This window comes from Pseudonocardia sp., from assembly GCF_035305885.1.
GTDB lineage: Bacteria > Actinomycetota > Actinomycetes > Mycobacteriales > Pseudonocardiaceae > Pseudonocardia.
Map to the genome: position 1 here is coordinate 1 of NZ_DATGOP010000018.1, position 19350 is coordinate 19350.

The 19350-nt window shown below is 74.1% G+C and carries 20 protein-coding genes; 9 read left to right on the forward strand and 11 right to left on the reverse strand.

The genetic code is table 11. The features are described 5' to 3' along the window. The 4 genes from VKZ81_RS02785 to VKZ81_RS02800 form a co-directional block, all read right to left on the reverse strand. Nucleotides 1-261: adenosylhomocysteinase (locus tag VKZ81_RS02785; protein WP_324239787.1), on the reverse strand; the 261-nt coding region annotated here is incomplete at its 3' end. Between the two features lie 10 nt (nt 262-271). After that, nucleotides 272-1486 carry a methionine adenosyltransferase gene (gene metK / locus VKZ81_RS02790; RefSeq protein WP_324239788.1) on the reverse strand — a complete coding sequence of 405 codons (1215 nt, stop codon included), beginning with the start codon at nt 1484-1486 and terminating at the stop codon, nt 272-274. Continuing rightward, nucleotides 1483-2556 (reverse strand): uroporphyrinogen decarboxylase/cobalamine-independent methonine synthase family protein, encoded by a 1074-nt coding sequence (locus VKZ81_RS02795; protein ID WP_324239789.1) that lies wholly within the window; start codon nt 2554-2556, stop codon nt 1483-1485. Before VKZ81_RS02795 ends, metK begins: the two co-directional genes overlap by 4 nt. Continuing rightward, entirely contained in the window at nt 2556-4067 is a 1512-nt protein-coding gene (locus VKZ81_RS02800) for a hypothetical protein (RefSeq protein WP_324239790.1), read from the reverse strand. The genes VKZ81_RS02795 and VKZ81_RS02800 overlap by 1 nt, the downstream gene beginning before the upstream one ends. 457 nt (nt 4068-4524) lie before the next feature. On the opposite strand from VKZ81_RS02800, the gene VKZ81_RS02805 reads away from it, so the two are divergent. Further along, on the forward strand, nt 4525-5784 hold the full coding sequence (locus tag VKZ81_RS02805) for a PucR family transcriptional regulator (RefSeq protein ID WP_324239791.1): 1260 nt from the start codon (nt 4525-4527) through the stop codon (nt 5782-5784). Then, nucleotides 5781-7592, forward strand: a complete 1812-nt coding sequence (locus VKZ81_RS02810) for a bifunctional homocysteine S-methyltransferase/methylenetetrahydrofolate reductase (protein WP_324239792.1) — start codon at nt 5781-5783, stop codon at nt 7590-7592. Before VKZ81_RS02805 ends, VKZ81_RS02810 begins: the two co-directional genes overlap by 4 nt. Nucleotides 7593-7608: 16 nt before the next feature. Here VKZ81_RS02810 and VKZ81_RS02815 read toward each other — a convergent pair whose 3' ends face one another. Then, nucleotides 7609-8559 (reverse strand): EamA family transporter, encoded by a 951-nt coding sequence (locus tag VKZ81_RS02815; RefSeq protein WP_324239793.1) that lies wholly within the window; start codon nt 8557-8559, stop codon nt 7609-7611. Between the two features lie 38 nt (nt 8560-8597). Here VKZ81_RS02815 and VKZ81_RS02820 point away from each other — a divergent pair, with 38 nt between their 5' ends. Then, the gene (locus VKZ81_RS02820; protein ID WP_324239794.1) at nt 8598-9128 is read left to right on the forward strand and encodes a CGNR zinc finger domain-containing protein; all 531 of its coding nucleotides are present in this window, start codon (nt 8598-8600) and stop codon (nt 9126-9128) included. Between the two features lie 4 nt (nt 9129-9132). Here the strand turns inward: VKZ81_RS02820 and VKZ81_RS02825 are convergent, their stop codons facing one another. The 6 genes from VKZ81_RS02825 to VKZ81_RS02850 form a co-directional block, all read right to left on the reverse strand. Beyond that, on the reverse strand, nt 9133-9543 hold the full coding sequence (locus VKZ81_RS02825; protein ID WP_324239795.1) for a VOC family protein: 411 nt from the start codon (nt 9541-9543) through the stop codon (nt 9133-9135). Between the two features lie 86 nt (nt 9544-9629). Then, the gene (locus tag VKZ81_RS02830) at nt 9630-10700 is read right to left on the reverse strand and encodes an LLM class flavin-dependent oxidoreductase (protein ID WP_324239796.1); all 1071 of its coding nucleotides are present in this window, start codon (nt 10698-10700) and stop codon (nt 9630-9632) included. Further along, nucleotides 10697-11842, reverse strand: a complete 1146-nt coding sequence (locus VKZ81_RS02835) for a YeiH family protein (RefSeq protein WP_324239797.1) — start codon at nt 11840-11842, stop codon at nt 10697-10699. The genes VKZ81_RS02830 and VKZ81_RS02835 overlap by 4 nt, the downstream gene beginning before the upstream one ends. Before the next feature lie 315 nt (nt 11843-12157). Further along, on the reverse strand, nt 12158-12415 hold the full coding sequence (locus VKZ81_RS02840) for a winged helix-turn-helix transcriptional regulator (RefSeq protein ID WP_324239798.1): 258 nt from the start codon (nt 12413-12415) through the stop codon (nt 12158-12160). Nucleotides 12416-12589: 174 nt separating this feature from the next. Next, nucleotides 12590-13483 carry an alpha/beta fold hydrolase gene (locus tag VKZ81_RS02845; protein ID WP_324239799.1) on the reverse strand — a complete coding sequence of 298 codons (894 nt, stop codon included), beginning with the start codon at nt 13481-13483 and terminating at the stop codon, nt 12590-12592. A gap of 57 nt (nt 13484-13540) precedes the next feature. Then, nucleotides 13541-14290 (reverse strand): IclR family transcriptional regulator, encoded by a 750-nt coding sequence (locus VKZ81_RS02850; protein WP_324239800.1) that lies wholly within the window; start codon nt 14288-14290, stop codon nt 13541-13543. A gap of 123 nt (nt 14291-14413) precedes the next feature. Here VKZ81_RS02850 and VKZ81_RS02855 point away from each other — a divergent pair, with 123 nt between their 5' ends. From VKZ81_RS02855 to VKZ81_RS02880, 6 genes are read left to right on the forward strand one after another with little or no spacing between them, the layout of a single operon-like run. Continuing rightward, a complete protein-coding gene (locus VKZ81_RS02855; RefSeq protein WP_324239801.1) occupies nt 14414-14800 on the forward strand; it encodes a hypothetical protein in 387 nt (128 codons plus the stop codon). Then, complete coding sequence (locus VKZ81_RS02860; protein WP_324239802.1) at nt 14797-15561, forward strand: SDR family oxidoreductase; 765 nt, start codon at nt 14797-14799, stop codon at nt 15559-15561. The genes VKZ81_RS02855 and VKZ81_RS02860 overlap by 4 nt, the downstream gene beginning before the upstream one ends. A 34-nt stretch (nt 15562-15595) precedes the next feature. Beyond that, on the forward strand, nt 15596-16225 hold the full coding sequence (locus tag VKZ81_RS02865; RefSeq protein ID WP_324239803.1) for a nuclear transport factor 2 family protein: 630 nt from the start codon (nt 15596-15598) through the stop codon (nt 16223-16225). A gap of 1 nt (nt 16226) precedes the next feature. Beyond that, a complete protein-coding gene (locus tag VKZ81_RS02870; RefSeq protein ID WP_324239804.1) occupies nt 16227-17057 on the forward strand; it encodes a sugar phosphate isomerase/epimerase family protein in 831 nt (276 codons plus the stop codon). A gap of 40 nt (nt 17058-17097) precedes the next feature. Next, nucleotides 17098-18477 (forward strand): MFS transporter, encoded by a 1380-nt coding sequence (locus tag VKZ81_RS02875; protein WP_324239805.1) that lies wholly within the window; start codon nt 17098-17100, stop codon nt 18475-18477. Next, nucleotides 18464-19216, forward strand: a complete 753-nt coding sequence (locus tag VKZ81_RS02880; RefSeq protein ID WP_324239806.1) for an SDR family NAD(P)-dependent oxidoreductase — start codon at nt 18464-18466, stop codon at nt 19214-19216. Before VKZ81_RS02875 ends, VKZ81_RS02880 begins: the two co-directional genes overlap by 14 nt. The last annotated feature ends 134 nt before the right edge of the window (nt 19217-19350 follow it).

Sequence of the window (19350 nt, forward strand, 5' to 3'; positions counted from 1 at the left end):
CACCTCGGCCCCGAGCGCCACCAGCGTCTCGATCAACACCGCGGTCTGCACCGTCATGTGCAACGAACCCGCGATCCGCGCCCCGTGCAACGGACGCGCCTCGGCGTACTCACGCCGCAACGCCATCAAACCCGGCATCTCATGCTCGGCGAGCCGGATCTCCTTGCGACCGAACTCCGCCAGGCCCAGATCGGCCACGGCGAACTCGATGCCGTTGCGGGTCCCGGCGTAGGCGGGGACGGAGCTGTCGACGAGCGTCATCTCGTTCCTCTCAGGCGAGGCCGGCGGCGGCACGCAGCGCCGCGGCCCGGTCGGTGCGTTCCCAGGGCAGGTCGACGTCGGTGCGGCCGAAGTGGCCGTACGCCGAGGTCGGCGAGTAGATCGGGCGGTGCAGGTCGAGGTAGCCGCGGAACGCGGCGGGGCGCAGGTCGAAGTGCTCGGCGACGAGCTTCTCGATCAGGCGGCGGTCGACCTGCTCGGTGCCGAACGTCTCCACCATCAGCGAGACCGGCCGGGCGACCCCGATCGCGTAGGCGACCTGCACCTCGGCGCGGCGGGCGAGCCCGGCGGCGACGACGTTCTTGGCGACGTGGCGCGCCGCATACGCGGCCGAGCGGTCCACCTTGGACGGGTCCTTGCCGGAGAACGCTCCCCCGCCGTGCCGGGCGAACCCGCCGTAGGTGTCCACGATGATCTTGCGTCCGGTCAGCCCCGCGTCGCCGACCGGACCGCCGATGACGAACCGGCCGGTCGGGTTGACCAGCAGGTCGGTCTTCAGCGCGGCGGCGTCGTAGAGCTCCTCCGGCAGCTCGGAGGTGACGACGTGGCGCCACAGGTCCTCGCGGATCTGCTCGGAGGTCGCCTCCTCGGCGTGCTGGGTGGAGATCAGCACCCGCTCGACGGCGACCGGCACCCCGTCGACGTAGCGGACCGACACCTGGGTCTTGCCGTCCGGGCGCAGGTACGAGAGCGTGCCGTCCTTGCGCACCACGGCGAGCCGCCGCGAGAGCCGGTGCGCGAGCGCGATCGGCATCGGCATGTACTCGGGCGTCTCGTCGGTGGCGTAGCCGAACATCATCCCCTGGTCACCGGCGCCCGCCCGGTCCAGCTCGTCCTCGGAGAGGCGGCCGCGGTGCTCGTGCGCCTCGTCGACGCCCTGGGCGATGTCCGGCGACTGCTTGTCCAGCGCCACGAGCACCGCGCAGTTGTGCCCGTCGAAGCCGTAGCGGCCGTCGTCGTAGCCGATGCGGTTGACGGTGTCGCGGACGATCTGCGTGTAGTCCAGCTGCTGCGGGGTGGTGATCTCCCCGGCGAGCACCACCATGCCGGTGGTGATCAGCGTCTCGCACGCCACCCGCGAGAGCGGGTCGTTCGCGAGCGCGGCGTCGAGGACCGCGTCCGAGATCGCGTCGGCGATCTTGTCCGGGTGTCCTTCGGTCACCGACTCCGAGGTGAACAGGTACTCGTGCGGCTCGGACTGGGTCATCGCGTCGCTCCTCCTCGGGGGGCGTCCGGATCGGGTTCGGGGTCGGGGTCGGGGGCGCCGGTGAGCTCCCCGCGGACCTGCGCGGCGCCGGAGACCATGGCCGCGAGCTTCGCCCTGGCGACGGCGCCGGTGACGTTGCGCAGCCCGCAGTCGGGGTTGATCACCAGGCGCTCGGCGGGCACGAGCTCGAGCGCCCCGCGGATGCGGGAGGCGACGAGGTCGGGGGTCTCGACGTGGTTGGTCTTGACGTCGACGACCCCCACGCCGACCGCGCGGTCCCACCCGTGCTTGGCGACGACGGTCAGGTCGTCGTAGCCCTTGCGGGCGAACTCGAGCACGAGCTGGTCCACGCGGGCGTCGAGCACGGCGGGGAACAGGAAGTCGTAGTGCCCCTCCCAGGACGGGCGGGCGTAGCGGTTGCCGTAGCAGACGTGCAGGCCCCAGGTGACGTCGACGCCCTCGGTGACGATGTTGACCGCCTCGACCGCCGTCTCCGCCTCGTGCGGGTAGCCGGCGAGGAACGGCTCGTCGATCTGCAGCAGCCGCGCGCCGCGCGCCGCGAGCGCGTGCGCCTCGGCGTTGAGGTGGCGGGCGATCGCGAACACCAGGTCCCGCCGGTCGGCGTACGCCTCGTTGTGCACCCGGCGGGCCAGCGAGAACGGGCCGGTGAACGAGAACTTGATCGGCCGGTCGGTCTGGGCCGCGGTGAACGCGAAGTCGTCGGCGAGCCCCAGCGGCGCGTCGCCCGTGGGCGGGGGCAGCGGGGCGCGCACCCGGGTGTCGTAGTAGTCGAAGTAGAAGTCCTTCGCGGTGTGCGGGATCTCGATGCCGGGCAGGCGGGCGAGGAAGTAGTCGAGGTCGTTGTCGCGGCGCAGCTCGCCGTCGGACACGATGTCGATCCCGGCCAGCTCCTGGTCGCGCAGCGCGGCCTTGATCGCCATCTCGTGCACGTCCTGCAGCTGGGCGTGGCTCATGCGCCCGCGGAAGTACTCGGTCTTGAGCCGCTCCATCCACTCCGGCACCGGGTAGGAGCCGACGACGGTGGTGGGCAGCAGGGGCAGGCCGTCCATCAGTCCCGCACCTGCGCGGTCATCGTGACGATGTTGCCGCCGCTGCGGTGGCGGAACCGCTCGTAGTGCACGTCGAAACCGCGCCGGCGGCCCACGTGCGCGAGCAGCGGCCCGTTCACCCAGTTGACGACCGAGCCGTCGTACTTGCCGGGCCCGCGGAAGTGGGTCCGGTAGGCGTCGATGTCGGTGACGAACAGGTCGTGGCAGACGAGCCTGCCGAACGGGTGCAGCAGCGTGAGGCTGTCGACGAAGCTGGCGAGCGCCCCGCCCGAGACGTGCATCCGCACGTCCGCGCCCGACTCCAGCAGCGGGCGCAGCAGCTCGCCGGTGAGCGGGAGCTGCCCGCCCAGGTCGTCGTCCGGCACGAGCCGGTAGGTGTCCAGCCCGGGCAGGGGGACGTAGCGCTCCTCCAGGCGCAGCGCCGACCAGGTGCGCCGCCAGAACTCCACCGCCGACTCGACATCGGAGAAGTGCGCCGGCGCGGCGTCGGGCAGCAGGGCGGGACCCAGCCGCAGGAGCTTGTGCACCAGCGCCGGGAGGTCCTCGGTGCGCGCGCCGACCGAGTCGGCCAGCTCCGCGGCCGGGTCGGCGGGCAGGTAGGTGCGGGTCTGCACCTCGTAGGTCCGCCCGCCGAGCTGGGCGACCTCGTCGGTGGGCAGGTTGTCGTAGACGTTGGAGACGTAAACCAGGAACGCCTTGTACTGCAGGAAGCCCAGCGAGGTCCGGGGCCGGGTGGCGTCGAGGGCGAACGAGCTGACGTGCGCGATGTGCTCGGCCACGGTCTGGCGGGCGAGGTCGAGCACGTGCGGCGAGTAGTCGCACATGAGGTAGTGCAGGCGCCGGTAGTAGCCGGCGCCGTGCTCGCGGTCGCGCGCGGCGAACTCGTCGAGGAACACCTTGGCCTGGCCGCCGTTGCCCACCCCGAGCTCGACGACGTAGAGCTCGTCGGGCAGCGCACCGGCGGCCGACAGCCGGTCCCACACGGCGAACAGCCCGTCGACCAGCTCCCGCGCGGCGTCCCGGTTGCGCGCGTCGCTCTCCCCGCCCGGCAGCGCCTGCTCGTACCCGCGGCCGGTGGCCTTCTCCCACAGCTCGAGCGCCGACCAGTAGAGGGCGTTGAAGTCCCAGATGAGCGACTCGCTGCCGCGGCCCCAGTCCTCCAGCACCACCCGGTCCGGGGCGCCGCGCAGCCGGGCCGCGGTCAGCTCCTTGAGCGGGACGCCGTCGCTGCGCCGCACGTCGACGGCGACCTCGAGGTCGTCCTCGCGCACCCCCATCGGGACGGGGGCGCCGGAGGCGGCACCCCCGGGCGCGGAGTGCAGGATCGGGCGCACGTCCACGACGTCGCGGAAGTTCTCCCGGTACTGCACCCAGTCGGAGACGACCCGCACCTTCGCCAGGTCCACCGACCCCTCGGCGAGGGCCTCCACGACGGGCACCAGCGAGGTCGACAGGTCGACGGGGGCGTTCCCCCGGAGCCTGGTGTGCGGCCGGAAATCCACGAGCATCATCGATCGCCCTTCACGTTCCTCGGGAATGCGGTGCGGAATTCCGGCGGCTGGCCCGCCGGGCGATTCCGCCGCATCCACGGCAACGCCGGAAACCCGGTCCGCCTGCATTTCGCCGACCGTTCCTGCGTTGGTTCGCGATCAGGTTGGCAGGCCGACGGGGTCCGGGTCTTCGGGCCGCGCCTCAAACCTCCTGGCCGTTCCGCTGTGGTCGGCCACAACGCGACCCCCTCGACCGGCGTCGTCCGCCGGGGCCGTGGCCTGCGCCGACGGCGGCGGTACGAGCCGTTGTGCCGCGACCCCAACGCCAGCCGCGTCGCGGTTGTGGGGTTCGACAACGACCGTCGCGGCCCCGACGCGCGCGTTGCCCCGGACGCGAACCGCGCCGTAGGGTCCACCCATGTCGGCCGCCGACGCATTCCCGGATCGGCTGTCCCCCGCCCGTTCTCCGGTGGCTGGAATGGGGCAGGCGGACGGCGCCGACGAGTTGGTCCGGCTGCGGCGGCTCGTCGCGATGTGCAGCCACCTGTCCGCGGCCGCGGCGCAGCAGACCGACCTGGAACCGGTGCTGCGGTTCCTCGCGGCGAACACGCGCTCGTCGGTGGCCGTGCTCGACCGCGGGCTCGAGGTGATCGCGACGGGAGGAGACGCCGACGGCGTCGTCGCCCGCGCTCGCCACCACTCGGGCACCGCCGGCTTCAAGGGCGTCCTCACCGCGGCGGCCCGCAACCGGCGGGCCCTGCGCGTCCCGGGGCGCGGGCGCAGCGGCTCGGTGCTCGTCGCCCCGGTGTCGGTCGGCGACGAGGTGGCCGGCTACCTCGTCGCGGTCACCGACGCGGTGGAGGGCGACGCGGGCGGGATGGGCGACGACCTGATGCTGCTCGCCTGCGAGCACGCCGCGATGGTGTGCGGGGTACTGCTGGGGCGGGAGGTCGTCGTCACCGCCGCGGCCGGCCGGGCCCGCCGGGAGCTCGTCGAGGGCCTGCTGCTGCACCGCGGGCAGGACGACGGCGAGGCGTCCCGGTGGGCCAAGCACCTCGGCTACGACGAGTCGCGCCACCACGCGGTCGTGTCCGTCGCGCTCGGCACGGGCGGCCGGGCCGCGCCGCAGCCCGCCGTCGAGGGCCTGCTCGCCCGGCTCGCGGGCGACGCGATCCTCGCCACCCGCACCGACGAGGTGGTGGCGATCGTCCCCGAGCACGGCGGGGTGAGCGCCACCGAGCGCGCGCGGCGCATCGCGACCGACTGCATCGCCGGGCTGGCCAAGCGCGGGCTCACGGTCGCCGCCATCGGGATCGGCAACGCCTACCGGCCCGCGGCCGACATCGCGAGCTCCTACTCCGAGGCGCGGCGCGCGGCCGCCTCCGGCGAACGGATGGGCACCGGGCGGGTCGTGCTGTTCTCCGAGCTCGGCATCCACCGGCTCCTGCTGCGGTTCCCCGACGTCGCCGAGCTGCGGGCGTTCGCCGACGACGTCATCGGCGACCTGGTCCGGGAGGACGAGGCGGCGGGCACCGACTACGTCGCGACGCTGTCGGTGTACTTCGAGGAGCTGGGCAGCCCGAGCCGCGCCGCGAAGCGGCTCCACGTGCACCCCAACACCGTCGCCTACCGGCTGCGGCGGGTGGAGGAGATCACCGGCCTGCGGCTGGACCTGCAGCGGGACCGGCTCATGGTCGAGGTGGCCGTCGAGATCCTGGAAGGGCTGAACGCGCGATGACCCCGATGACGGCCGCCGAGTTCCGCTCCCTCCTCGCCGAGCGCACCCTCGTCGCCGACGGCGCGATGGGGACGATGCTGCACGCGGCGGGCAACGCGCTCGACCAGGCCCTGCCGGCGATCTCGCTGTCGGACCCCGCGCTCGTGCGCGCGGTGCACGACAGCTACGTCGACGCCGGGGTCGACATCATCCAGACGAACACCTTCGGCGCCTCCCGCCTGCGGCTCGCCGAGCACGGCCTCGCCGAGAAGACCGAGGAGATCAACCACAGCGCGGCCCGCATCGCCCGGGAGGCCGCGGCGGGCGGGCGGATCCTCGTCGCCGGGTCGGTCGCCCCCGCGGTGAGCGTGCACCAGCGCAGGCGGATCGGGCGCGCCGCCCGCGCCGACGCGCTGCGCGAGCAGATCACCGCGCTCGCGGCCGCCGGCGTCGACCTGATCCAGCTGGAGACGTTCGGCTACCTCGACGAGCTGCTCGAGGCCGTCGAGGTCGCCCTCGGCGCGGTCGAGATCCCCGTCGTCGCGCAGGCGACCTTCGGGCCCGACGCGCGCACGCTCAGCGGGCACACACCCGCGGAGGTCGCGTCCGCGCTCGCGGGCACCCCGATCGCGGCGCTGGGCACCAACTGCACGATCGGGCCGCAGCGGATGCTGGCGGTCGTGCGCGAGCTGCGCGCGCACACCGACCTCCCGCTCACCGCGCTGCCGAACGCCGGGCTGCCCCGGCGCACCGGCCCCGCCCGGTTCGAGTACGACATCGACGCGGAGTACCTCGTGCGGTACGTCCGCGAGCTGCTCGACACGGGCGCATCCGTCGTCGGCGGCTGCTGCGGGACGACCCCGACCCAGCTCGCCGCCGTCGTCGAGATGGCCGCGCGGCACCCGGCGCGCACCACCCCGCGGCTAGCCGCCCCGCCCGCCGCCCCGGTCCCGGCGCCCGCCCCCGCCACGGCCCCGTCGGTCGCCGCCGCCGGGTCGGTGGTCGTCGAGCTCACGCCGGAGGTCGGGGCGACCGTCGACGAGACCGCGGAGCTGGCCGCACGGCTCACCGATCTGGGGGTCACCCTGCTCTGCGTCGGCGCGGGCACCGGGGTGGGCGCCCGCGTCACCCCAGCCGACCTGGCTCTGACCCTGCACCAGCAGCTCGGCGTCGAGGTCATGGCGACGGTCACCACCTGGGACCGGACGATCATGGCGCTGCAGGCCGACCTGCTCGGGGCGCACGCGCTGGGGCTGCAGCGCATCGTCTGCGAGACCGGCAGCCCGCCCCTGCTCGGCGACTACCCGCACGTGGACGGAGTCTGGGACGTCGACGCGATCGGGCTGATCGAGCTGCTCGCCGGGCTCAACGAGGGCACCGACTTCTACGGCCTGCAGCTGCCCGCCAAGACCGACTTCGAGATCGGCACCCGGATCAACCCCGGCTGCCGCGACCTCGCCCAGGCCGCCGCCCGCGCCCGCGCGAAGATCGCCGCCGGGGCCCAGTTCCTGATCACCCGCCCGCTCTACGACGTCGACGACCTGCAACGCCTGCTCGACGCGATCGGCGACGACCGGCCGCCCGTGCTCGCCGCCATCCGCCCGCTGACCGGGTTCGAGGAGGCGGAGTTCCTCGCGCACGAGGTGCCGGACGTGCACATCCCCGACGCCGTGCTGGCCCGGCTGGAGCGGGCGGGCGCCGCGGGGGCGGCGGCCGGGCTGGAGCTGGCGGCGGAGCTCGCGGCGGCGGTCGAGCCGCTGGTCAGCGGCCTGGTGATCGCGCCAGCCCAGGACCCGGTCGCAACGGTGCGCCACGTGCTCGCCCGCTGATCCGAACCATCCCCGTTCAGGTCCGCGCGGCGGCGGGCTCGGGTGCGCGCACCGGCTCGCCGAGGCGGACGACCACGACGCCGATCAGGATCAGCGCGCCGCCGACCAGCTGGATCGGACGCGGGGCCTCCCCCAGCAGCAGCCAGGCGAACAGCAGCGCCATCAGCACCTCGGTGAGCCCCACGAACGACGCCAGGCGCGACCCGAGCCTGCGGGTGGCGGCGATGCCGGCGGCGTAGGCGAGGGCGGCGGTCACCACGCCGAGCGTGAGCACCGTGGGCCACCACCCGGCGGTGAAGCCCACGAACGCCACGTCCGCGGTGGACACCGCGAACGGGACGATGCCGAGCGCGCCGGCCGCGACCAGCGCCAGCCCGCCCAGCAGGAGGCCGCCGGCGGCGAGCACGCTGCCGGGCAGCCCGTCCTCCCGGCGGGCCGACAGCACGAAGTAGCTCGCCGCCCCGACCATGGCGGCCAGCGCCCAGAGGATCCCGACGAGGCTCGCCCGCGCGCCGGAGAGCAGGTCGAGCACCAGCAGCAGGCCGGCGATCGCGATCAGCGCGCCGAGCACGGTGAGCCGTCCGGGCCGCTGGCGGTGCCGCAGCCACAGCCAGCCGACGACCGCGACCGGGGCCGTGTACTCGACCAGCAGCGCGACCCCGACCTCCATGTACGTGACGGCGGTGAAGTAGGCGAGCTGGCAGCCGGCGATCGCGACGAGCCCGTAGGCGGTGATCACCCCGGCGGTGCGGCGCAGCAGCCCCCACCGGCCGCGCAGCTGCACCAGCGCGATCGGGGCGAGCACCACCGCGGCCAGCAGCACGCGGGCCGCGACCGCGGCGGCCGGCGTCCACCCGGCGTCGCGCAGGGCGCGGGCGAGCGAGCCGGCCAGCCCGAACGACGACGCCGACACGAGCGCCAGACCCAGCCCGGCACCGAGCCGCGCGTCATGAGTGAAAGCCGCCATGACTCATGACGCTACGCGGAGGAGCATAATGGGTCAACATGCCCTTCGCCCATGACACGACCGCCGCGCTGCTGGCCGCGGTGGAGCTCGTGAACTCGGCGGAGGAGCCGGACACGCTGACCGACCGCGCGCAGCTGGACGCCTTCTGCGCCAAGCACCGCTACAGCGGCGCGCGCACCCACGACGACCGGGAGCTCGACGCGGTCCGCGCCCTGCGCGCCCCGCTGCGCAGGCTGCTGACCAGCGACCGGGACACGGCGGCACAGCTGGTGAACGAGCTGCTCGCCGCGCACGCCGTCGTCCCGCAGCTCGCCCGGCACGACGGGCTCGACTACCACGTCCACGTCGCGGACCCGGACTCCCCGCTCGCCGACCGCATCGCCGCCGAGACCGCCATGGCGATGATCGACCTCATCCGCGCCGACGAGCTCGGCCGGCTGTCGGTCTGCGCCGACGGCACCTGCGAGGGCATCGTCCTCGACCTGTCGCGCAACCGGTCGCGCCGCTACTGCAGCACCGCCTGCGGCAACCGCAACGCCGCGGCGGCCTACCGCGCCCGCAGGCGGTGATCCGTCAGCGGGTCGCCTGGGCGAGGGCGAGGAGGTTGCCCTCGCTGTCGAAGAAGAACGCGCCCCGCTCGCCGGTGCCCTTGCTCGGGTAGTTGTCGGGCGCGGTGACGATGTCGTCCTCGGCCCCGAAGCCGGGGATGTCGAAGCCCTCGAACCGCACGCCGCGGGCGCGCAGCTCGGCGACCGCCTCGGCGAGATCCTCCACCTCGAAGCCCATCTGCGTCGCGGAGCCCGAGGCCGTCCCGGACGAGGCGAAGACGTGGAACTCCGTCGTGCCGCACACGTAGCGCAGCCCGCCCCGGCGTTCCTCGATCGGCTCGAGCCCGAGCCGGTCGCGGTAGAAGCGCCGGGCCCGATCCAGGTCCTGGGCGGGGAGCTTGGTGATCGCGTGTGCAGAGTCGAGCGGCCCGGTCATGGGCGTGCTCCCTCCTCGTCGGGTCGAACACGGTGATGTGCAGACCGGGCCGCAGGGCGATTCTCATCGTCGCGGAACGACGGCGCTCAGGCCTCCTGCGGTGCGCGCAGCAGGCCCAGCAACCGGTCCCCTGTGCGCGCGACCTCCTGCCGGTAGGGCGTGTCGGAGAGGATGAAGTGGGTGATGCCGAGGTCGGCGTAGCGGCGCAGCGCGGCGGCGACGTCCGCGGCCGAGCCCACCAGCCAGGTCGTCCCCGCGCCCCCGCCCCCGTAGCGCCCCGGCGCGGTGTACAGGCAGGTGTCGAGCACGTCGCCGCGCGCGACGAGGTCGAGCAGGCGTTGCTGGCCGACCGAGCCGTTGTGGCTGCCGCGCAGCGGCTCGTCGCGCCGGTTCGCCATCTGCTCCACCTTCGCCTCGGCGGCGCGCCACGCCTCGTCGGTGGTGTCCCGGACGACGGTGGTGATCCGCAGCCCGAACTCCAGCGGCGGGTGCTCGCGGCCGAGCGTGGCCGAGAGCTGCGTGAGCCGGTCGATGCGCTCGGCGATGCCGTCGAGCGGCTCACCCCAGAACAGCTGCACGTCGGCCTCGGTGGCCGCGACCTCCTCGGCGGCGCTCGAGGCGCCGCCGAAGTACAGCCGCGGGTGCCGGCCGTCCTCGGCGCCGAGCGGCCGGGGCCGCAGCGTGGCGTTCTCGACCCGGTAGAACTCGCCGGTGGAGGTCACTGCGTCCTCGTGCCAGAGCCTGCGGACCAGCCGGAGGAACTCGCGGGTGCGGTCGTAGCGGCGCGCCGGGTCGAACTCGCCGTCGCCGTAGGCGGCGAGGTCGTCGACCCCGGTGACCACGTTGACGTACAACCGCCCGCCGGACAGGCGGTCCAGCGTGGCCGCGGCGCTCGCGAAGTGGGCGGGCTGCCAGTAGCCGGGCCGGACCGCGACGAGCGGCCGGAACGTCGTGGTGCGGGCGGCGATGGCCGTGGCGACGGTGAACGTGTCGGGGCGGCCCCAGCCGGTGCCGATCAGCGCCCCGCCCCAGCCGTGCCGCTCCGCGGCCTCGGCGAGGTCCACCGAGTAGTCGAGGGTGCCCCAGCCGTCGGTCGTGTCGTCGCCGCGGTGACCCGGCTCGACGGTGTTGGGGATGTACCAGAGGAACTCGTTCACGCCTCCACCTGGAACCCGGTGAACAGCAGGGCCGCGAGCCCGAGCCCGACCACGAGGTTCACGCCGGTCGCGGCGGCGAACACCCCGACGGGCCGCCAGCCCGCCTCGCGGACCGGCGCGACGCGGAACTCGAGGCCGATCGAGACGAACGCCAGGATGAGGAACAGCGTGCGCAGGTCGTTCACCGCCGAGATCGCGTCCTTCGAGCCGCCGCTCGCGAGGAACACCGTGGCGATGATCGACGCGGCGAGGAAGCCGAGCACGAACTTGGGGAACCGCTCCCACAGGTCGCGGCCCCACGACCGGGCCGGGGCGGCCCCCTTCCGCTCGACGACCAGCGCGAAGTAGGCGGTCAGCGCGACCGCCACGACCCCGAGCAGGGCGTTCTGGGTGCTCTTGATGATGGCCGCCAGCTGCAGCGCCTGTTCGCCCGCGATGGCGCCTGCCGCCGTCACCGCGGCGGTGGTGTCGATGTTGCCGCCGATCCAGGCGCCCGCCACGGCCTGCTCGAGCCCGAGCCCGCTCGCGAGCAGCGGCAGCAGGAAGATCGACGGCAGCGCGAAGACGATCACCAGGCTCGCGGTGTAGGCGAGCTGCTCCCGCTTGGCCTGCACCGCGCCCGCGGCGGCGATCGCGGCGCTCACCCCGCAGATCGACACCGCGGTCGACAGCAGGGCGCGCAGCTTGTCGTCGAGGCCGAGCCGCCCGCCCAGCCACCAGGTGAAGCCGAACACGATCGAGATCAGCACGACCGCCTGGACGATCGCGGGCCCGGCCGCGCTGACGATCGTCGCGAGGTTGATCGACGCGCCGAGCAGCACGAGGCCGGTCTTGATGAAGAACTCCGTCCGGAACGCGCCGGACAGCCGCTCGCGCAGGCCGAGGCGGGTGAGCACGAGGTTGCCGAGCAGGCCGAGCAGGATCGCGTACACCGGGTACTCGATCACCGACACGACCCCGCCGATCGCGGTGTCCTCGGTGGCCTCGGGCAGGGTCTGGTCGAGCAGCCGCACCACCGCGGCCAGCGCGACGAGCACGACGAGCCCGGCGATCGTGCCGCCGGTGGTCCGCGGTGGCGCGGGCGCGGCCGCCTCGGTCCGCTGCTCGACGCTCTCCTGCCTGGTGGCCTCCTCGCCGGCCATCAGGGCACCACCCAGCCGGGGATCACGCCGGCGAGGACGAGCAGGAGCAGGACGAGGCCGGTGATCGTGGCGGCCCAGTCCTCGCCCAGGACGGGGCGACGGGACGACATGGGTGTCTCCTCCGGAACGAGGGTTGGCAGGTCGCTGACGTGCGCGGTCAGCGACAGCCCTCGTCGAAGGTGTGGACGCGGCGCGACGGCCAGAACAGCTCCAGGCCGAACGACGGCAGGCCCGACCGCGGGGTGGTCGAGCGGGTGCGCGCCGGGGTCATGCCCGCATCGTCGTATCGCCCCGCCGGGCTCCACAAGACGCTGGTCACATGGCAGGACGGGCCCGGGAAATGTCCGGTCCGGTGGTCGGGGCGGGATCCTGCCCGGCACCGTTGCGGGCGTGGTAGGCCGCCCGCGCCGCGGCCATCGCCGCGTGGTGGCGCTCGGCCCACCCGGACAGCTGGCGGGTGGAGGCGAGCAGGTCACGGGCGATCTCGGCGGCCTCGTGCTCCACCTGCGGCGGCACCGTCGGGTGCACCAGCAGGCCGTCGCGCTCGAGGTCGCGCAGCGTCAGCGCCGGCATGCGAGCTGCGCTCCGACACCGACCTGGACGAGCTCGCGTCCGCGCTGCTCTCGGCGCTGCAGGGCGGGGTCCTGCTCAGCCGCACCATGCGCGACGTGCCCCGCTCGACGCGGCGATGAACGACGCGCTCGCCCACGTCGGCTCGTTCGCGACCACCCCCGCCCCGCTGAGGGATCACCGCCCGCGGAAGAACTCGCCGAGCGCCCGCGCGACTTCGTGCGGCGCCTCCTCGGGCAGGTAGTGGTCGGCCGGCAGGGCCGCCCCGGAGACGTCGTCGGCGTACTCGCGCCACGCGGCGAGCACGTCGTAGGTGCGGCCGACGAAGCTGTGCGCGCCCCAGAGCGCGAGCAGCGGCGCCGTGACCCGGCGGCCCGCCGCGGCGTCGGCGTCGTCGTGCTCCAGGTCGACGCCCGCCGCGGCCCGGTAGTCGGCGCAGGAGGCGGCGATGGCGGCCGGGTCGGAGAAGCAGCGCACGTACTCCGCGACGGCCGCCGGGTCGAAGCGGGTGCCGCCGTGGTGGCGGGCGTTCATCCGCGCGGTGATCCAGAACCCGGGGTCGTTGCCGATGAGCCGCTCGGGGATGCCGTTGCCCGCCGCGAGGAAGAACCAGTGGTAGTAGCCGAGTCCGAACGCGGTGTCGGCGTGCTGGAACGTGTAGCGGGTCGGGACGATGTCGAGCACCGCGAGCGCCGCCACCGCATGCGGCGCGTCCAGCGCCATGCGGTGCGCGACCCGGCCGCCGCGGTCGTGCCCGGCCACGCAGAACCGGTCGAACCCCAGCGCGGCCATGAGACCGACCTGGTCGGCGGCCATGGCGCGCTTGGCGTACTCGCGGTCGCCCGGGGTGGGCGCGGGCTTGTCGCTGTCGCCGTAGCCGCGCAGGTCGGCGAGGACCACCGTGTGCTCGGCGGCGAGCCGGGGCGCCACCTCGTGCCAGATCAGGTGGGTCTGCGGGTAGCCGTGCAGGAGCAGCAGCGGCGGCCCGTCGCCGGCGACCGCGCAGTGGATGCCGACCCCGTCGACGTCGATCCGCCGGTGGGCGAAGGCCGGCGGCAGGGGCACGCTCATGATCTCCCTCTTTCCATCTCGCCGCTCAAGCGCCCGGGTGCACCGGCACCGGTGCGGTCAGCCCATGGCGCGCGCGATGCCCAGCGCCGCGGTCCGCACGGCGGGGGCGAGCCGGTCGACGGCCGCGCGGGAGTGCGCCACGATGCCGAGCGCCGCCCGGACCCGCCCGTCCACGGACAGGACCGGCGCCGCGACGGACACCGCACCCAAGGTCATCTCCTCGTAGCAGTAGGCCACCCCCGTGCGGCGGACCTCGGCCAGCGCGGCGGCGAGCCGACCGGGCTCGGTGATCGTGTGCGGCGTCATCCGGGCGAGTCCCGCGTCGACGACGGCGCGCAGCAGCTGCTTGCCCGAGAACGCGAGGATGGCCTTGCCCACCCCGGTCGCGTGCAGCGGGAGGCGGCCCCCGACGTGGGTCATCGTCGACACCGCCCGGTCGCTGGAGATCTTCTCGATGCACAGGGCCTCGGTGCCGTCGGGCACCGTCAGCTGGATGTTCTCCTGCGTCGCCTGGAACAGGTCGTGCATCGCGGGCAGCGCCGCCTCCCGCAGGCCGCGCTGCTGCGGGGCGAGGCTCCCGACCGTCCAGAGCCGCATCCCGATCCGGTAGCGGCCGTCGCGGAGACGCTCCAGCCCGCCCCACTCGCGCAGCTCGGTGATGAGCCGGCGCGCGGTCGAGATCGGCAGACCGCTGCGCGCGGCCACCTCGGTGAGCGACAGCACGGGGTGCGCCACGTCGAAACAGTCCAGGACGGCGAGCAACCGCCGCGACACGCTCTGCCCGGGCGTACTGGTCCGACCCGCCACACCGCCTCCTTCGCCGTCGACCGACCAGAGCGTATCCGCCGCATTGCCACTGGATGGCAACGATTCCTGGCGGCGGCCCCGAACCACGCCGCAGGATCTCCCGCGACCAAGGAGGTCCCGACGATGAGACCGAACCCTCACGACCGCGGTGCGCTGCACGAACCCGGAGCCGAACACGCGCAGGGGCGCGAGCGGGACCGTGTTGCCACTGGACGGACGGAACCCGAAGGCCTCTGGGCGCGCCACGGCATCGCCCCCGGCCTGCGCTGGGGGTTCGTCGCGCTGACCCTGGTCACGCGCGCGGCGTGGCGGGACGTCCCGTCGCACTTCGTCGTCCGCACCCTCGACCGAGCCTGCACGCCGGAGGTGCAGCGCGCGCTGGCCGCCCGGCTGGGGACGGTGAGCGAGCTCGAGTCGAGCCACTCCCCCGTGCCGTCCATGCCCGAGGCGCTGACCCGCGACATCGTCGGGTTCGCCGCCCGGGCCCGGCCGCAGGTCGGCGCGTCGTGAGCGCGCCGGTCGCGATCGTGACCGGCGGCGCGGGCGGGCTGGGCACCGCGATCGCGCGGGTCCTGGTCGGCGACGGCTTCCGCGTCGCCCTGCTGGACCGGCACGGGGCGGTGGAAGCCGCCGCCGGGTTCGGTGACGATCGAGGCGGTGACGACCGGGTTCTCGGCGTGCCCGTCGACGTCACCGACGAGGAGTCCGTGCGCACGGCGGTCGGGCGGGTCGACGCGGCGTGGGGCCGGGTCGACGCGCTGGTCAACAACGCGGGCGTCGAACCGCAGCACTCCGTGGAGGGCCTCGAGCTGGGCGACTGGCAGGCCACGCTCGACGTCAACCTGACCGGCGCGGCGCTGATGATCAAGCACTGCATCCCGCCGTGGCGGCGCGCCGGCGGCGGCCGGGTGGTGTCGATCGGCTCGCGCGTGTGGCTCGGCGGCGGCTCGACCGCGTCCTACTCGGCGTCCAAGGCCGGCCTGGTCGGCATGACCCGCGCGGCCTGCCGCGAGCTCGGCCCGCTCGGGGTCACCGCGAACGTCGTCGCGCCCAGCTTCCTGCGCACCCCGTTCAACGCCGTGAAGGGCGACGAGGAGTGCGTCGAGGCCTACGCGCGGCGGTTCACCGCGGCGTCGCCGCTGGGGCGGCTGGTGGAGCCGGTCGACGTGGCGCACGCGGTGGCGTTCCTGCTGTCCGACCGCGCCCGCGCCATCACCGGGGAGACCCTCCACGTCGCGGCCGGGACGCAGCTCGCCCCCCGCATCGACTGAGACCACGTACGACCGAACGAGGAGGCGAGGAAGCGTGTCGACGAGTCAGGACGACCGGCTGGCGCTGCGTGAGCTGGTGGACAACTGGGCCGTGTGGCGCGACGCCGGCGACTGGGACCGCTTCGCCACGGTGTGGGACGCCGACGGGTGGATGACCGCGACCTGGTTCCAGGGCCCGGCGACGGAGTTCATCGAGCGCAGCAAGGCGGGCTTCGAGAGCGGGGTGAGCATCCTGCACTTCCTCGGCGGGCACTCCGCCGACGTCGTCGAGGACCGGGCGATCGCCCAGACGAAGATGACGATCAACCAGCGCGCGACCGTCGACGGGGTCGAGGTCGACGTGGTGTGCACCGGCCGGTTCTACGACTTCTGCCGGCGCGACACCGACGGCGCGTGGAAGATCGTACGGCGACAGCCGATCTACGAGAAGGACCGCCTCGATCCGGTCGACCCGGCCGCCTCCCTCGCGCTCGACCCGGAGCTGCTCGCCCGGTTCCCGGTCGGCTATCGCCACCTCGGCTACGTGCAGACCAAGGCCGGGTTCGCGGTGATGACCGGGCTGCCCGGGCTCACCGGGGAGGCGGTCGAGCGCCTCTACGACGAGGGCGCGAAGTGGCTCGCCGGGTCGAGCACGCCGGGCGTCCCGCTGCGCGCGGAGGGCTGACATGACCGCCCCGCTCACGTGCAGCGCCAACACGTTGCGCTTCGCCGACCTGCCCAGCCGGGCGGCGGCCGCGGCGGCGGCCGGCTTCACCGGCCTCGGGCTGCGGGTCGCGGACTACGTCGACTCCGGGATGTCCGACGAGGAGATCCGCGACCTGCTCGACCGGCACGGGCTGCGCGTCCTGGAGCTGGAGCACACCTGGGACTGGGCCGCGGGCGAGGACCGGGTGGAGGAGGCGGTGTTCCGCCTCGCCGACCGGATCGGGGTCCGGCAGCTCAACGTCCCGATGTTCTTCGAGCACCCGACGGCGGAGCTCGTCGAGCCGTTCGGGGCGCTGTGCGACCGCGCCGCCGCGCACGGCGTGCTCGTCGGCTTCGAGTTCCTCCCCTACAGCCACGTGCGCACCTTCGGCGAGGCGTGGGAGGTGGTGGCCGCGGCGGGTCGGCCGAACAGCGGGGTCGTGATCGACCTGTGGCACTGGTTCCGCTCCGGCGCCACCCCCGCCGACCTCGACGGCGTCCCCGCCTCCGCCATCACCTCCCTGCAGCTGTGCGACGTGCTGCCCGAGGCAGGCCCCGACCTCGCCGACGAGGCACGGCACCGCCGGCAGCTGCCCGGCCACGGCACCGGTGACACGCTCGGCCTGCTCGGCGCGCTGCGCGACCGCGGCGTCCACGCGCCCGCGTCGGTGGAGGTCTTCTCCGACGACCTCGACGCGCGCCCCGCCGCGGAGGCGGCCCGGCTCGCGTTCGACGCCGGCGCCGCGGTCCTCGACCGCACCGGCTACTCCCCCGCGTCCTGGACCACGAACCTCGAGGCGGCCGGTCGCTGACCCCCGCTGCCTCGCCCCGCCCCGTCCAACGGAGGACCCGATGACCGCACCACCCGTTCTCGACCTGCAACGCCTCATCGACCGGCACAAGGTCGGCCCGTTCCAGCGCCGGGTCCTGCTGCTCTGCCTGGGAGTGGCGACCCTCGACGGGATCGACGTCGCCATCGTCAGCTACATCACGCCCTCGCTGCTCGACGACTGGGGGCTCACGAAGGGCGAGCTCGGCCCCGTCGTCACCAGCGGGTTGCTCGGCCTGGCGATCGGATCGCTCGTCGCGGGCCCCTTCGCCGACCGGGTCGGGCGGCGCCGGGTCATCATCGCCTCGCTGGTGTTCTTCGGGCTGATGAGCGTGGCGACCGCGCTCACCACCGACGTGCTGTCGTTCTCGATCCTGCGCCTGCTCACCGGCATCGGGCTCGGCGCGGCCCTGCCCAACGCCACGACGCTGGTCAGCGAGTTCGCCCCGGCCCGGCGGCGCGCCGCGATGATGGCGCTCACCTACTGCGGGATGACCCTCGGCGGGGCGCTCGCCGGCTACCTCACCAGCGCGGCCGTGCAGATCGCGAGCTGGCACTGGGCTCTGGTCGTCGGCGGGGTCCTCCCGGTCGCCTACGCCACCGTCGTCGCGGCGCTGCTGCCGGAGTCGCCGAAATACCTCGCCCGCCACGAGGCCCGCCACGCCGAGCTGGCCGCATTGGTCCGCCGCGTCGTGCCGGAGCCCGTCGCGCCGGGCACCCGCTTCCTGCTCGACGAGCCGCCCGTCCCGCCGGGCCTGCCCGTCGCCGGGCTGGTGGCGCGCGGCTTCCGCCTCGGGACGTTCACGATCTGGCTCGGGTTCGTGGCGGCGTTCTTCATCGTCTACCTGACCAACAGCTGGCTGCCGATCCTCATGACCGATGTCGGCTTCTCCCTGACCGCCGCCGCGACGATCGGGCTGCTGCTGCAGGCCGGCGGCACGCTGGGCAACCTCGGGATCGGCGTGCTGATGGACCGCTTCGGCCTGCACCGCACGCTCGTCGCCGCGATGGGCTGCGCCGCCGTCATGGTCGTGCTCATCGCCGTCGCCCCGCAGGACGTGGTCGTCCTGGGCACGCTGGTGTTCGTGCTCGGCATGTTCACCAACACCGTCGGCACCGGCTTCCCGATCCTGTCGGCCGCCTTCTACCCCACCTCGATCCGCGCCACCGGGACCAGCTGGGCCACCGGCATCGCGCGGTTCGGCGCCATCGGCGGCGCCGCCGCGGGCACCGTGCTCGTCGCCGCGGGCCTGGGCTACCGCCAGGTGTTCCTGAACCTGCTCGTCCCCGCCGCCGTCTGCATCCTCGCCGTGACGATCAAGGGCCGGCGGGCCCGCACCGCGCCGAAGGAGCCGTCCGCCCACCCGCTGACCGGAGGAAGGAACCGCCATGCGACTGCCTGACAAGATCGCCCTCATCACCGGCGCCGCCGGCGGGATGGGCCGGGCCACGGCCGAGACGTTCGCCCGGGAGGGCGCGACTGTCGTCATCGCCGACGTCGAGGGCGGCGACGCGGCCGCGGTGGCCGAGAAGATCCGCGCGGACGGCGGCCGGGCGATGCACCTGCACCTCGACGTGTCCGCCGAGCCGGACTGGGTCGCCGCCATCGAGGAGGTGCTCACCCGGTACCGGCGGCTCGACGTGCTGGTCAACAACGCCGGGATCAGCGGCACCTTCGACCCCGACCTCACCAGCACCGAGTTCTACGACCGGCTCATGCAGGTCAACGCGCGCGGCGTCTTCCTCGGCATCAAGCACGGCGCCGCCGCGATGGCCCGCACCGGCGGCGGCTCGATCGTGAACCTGTCGTCGATCTCGGCCTCGATCGGCCAGCTCGGCGTGCACCTGGGCTACGGCGCATCGAAGGCCGCCGTGAAGTCGATGACCCGGACCGCCGCGGTGCACTACGCCGACGACGGCATCCGGGTCAACGCCGTCGCGCCCGGCATGCTGCCGCCGATGCGCACCTCCCGCGGCTCCGCGGACCCGGTCTGGCGGGCGAAGCAGATCGCAGGCGTGCCGATGAAGCGAGCCGGAGAGGTGCGCGAGGTCGCCGACGTCGTGCTGTTCCTCGCCGGCGACGAGTCCTCCTACGTCACAGGCGTCGAGATCCTCGTCGACGGCGGGCTGACCGCGGTCTGAGGCCTCGCCCTCCAGGGAGGTGCGTCCGCGGCGAGTGGTCCGGTGCATTCCGGCTCCTCGCCGCGGGTGGGTGGTTGCGTCGGGTTCACCACCGAATTCCGTGGTTGCGTGGACGGCCGTACCCGGCTCAGGGG

Excerpts from the sequence above, each read along its gene's own strand:
- VKZ81_RS02855 (WP_324239801.1), top strand. The coding sequence starts at position 14,414 with ATGAGACCGAACCCTCACGACCGCGGTGCGCTGCACGAACCCGGAGCC.
- VKZ81_RS02795 (WP_324239789.1), bottom strand. The coding sequence starts at position 2,556 with ATGGACGGCCTGCCCCTGCTGCCCACCACCGTCGTCGGCTCCTACCCG.
- VKZ81_RS02875 (WP_324239805.1), top strand. The coding sequence starts at position 17,098 with ATGACCGCACCACCCGTTCTCGACCTGCAACGCCTCATCGACCGGCAC.
- VKZ81_RS02845 (WP_324239799.1), bottom strand. The coding sequence starts at position 13,483 with ATGAGCGTGCCCCTGCCGCCGGCCTTCGCCCACCGGCGGATCGACGTC.
- VKZ81_RS02800 (WP_324239790.1), bottom strand. The coding sequence starts at position 4,067 with ATGATGCTCGTGGATTTCCGGCCGCACACCAGGCTCCGGGGGAACGCC.
- VKZ81_RS02840 (WP_324239798.1), bottom strand. The coding sequence starts at position 12,415 with ATGCCGGCGCTGACGCTGCGCGACCTCGAGCGCGACGGCCTGCTGGTG.
- VKZ81_RS02880 (WP_324239806.1), top strand. The coding sequence starts at position 18,464 with ATGCGACTGCCTGACAAGATCGCCCTCATCACCGGCGCCGCCGGCGGG.
- VKZ81_RS02815 (WP_324239793.1), bottom strand. The coding sequence starts at position 8,559 with ATGGCGGCTTTCACTCATGACGCGCGGCTCGGTGCCGGGCTGGGTCTG.
- metK (WP_324239788.1), bottom strand. The coding sequence starts at position 1,486 with ATGACCCAGTCCGAGCCGCACGAGTACCTGTTCACCTCGGAGTCGGTG.
- VKZ81_RS02870 (WP_324239804.1), top strand. The coding sequence starts at position 16,227 with ATGACCGCCCCGCTCACGTGCAGCGCCAACACGTTGCGCTTCGCCGAC.
- VKZ81_RS02825 (WP_324239795.1), bottom strand. The coding sequence starts at position 9,543 with ATGACCGGGCCGCTCGACTCTGCACACGCGATCACCAAGCTCCCCGCC.
- VKZ81_RS02805 (WP_324239791.1), top strand. The coding sequence starts at position 4,525 with ATGGGGCAGGCGGACGGCGCCGACGAGTTGGTCCGGCTGCGGCGGCTC.
- VKZ81_RS02835 (WP_324239797.1), bottom strand. The coding sequence starts at position 11,842 with ATGGCCGGCGAGGAGGCCACCAGGCAGGAGAGCGTCGAGCAGCGGACC.
- VKZ81_RS02820 (WP_324239794.1), top strand. The coding sequence starts at position 8,598 with ATGCCCTTCGCCCATGACACGACCGCCGCGCTGCTGGCCGCGGTGGAG.
- VKZ81_RS02810 (WP_324239792.1), top strand. The coding sequence starts at position 5,781 with ATGACCCCGATGACGGCCGCCGAGTTCCGCTCCCTCCTCGCCGAGCGC.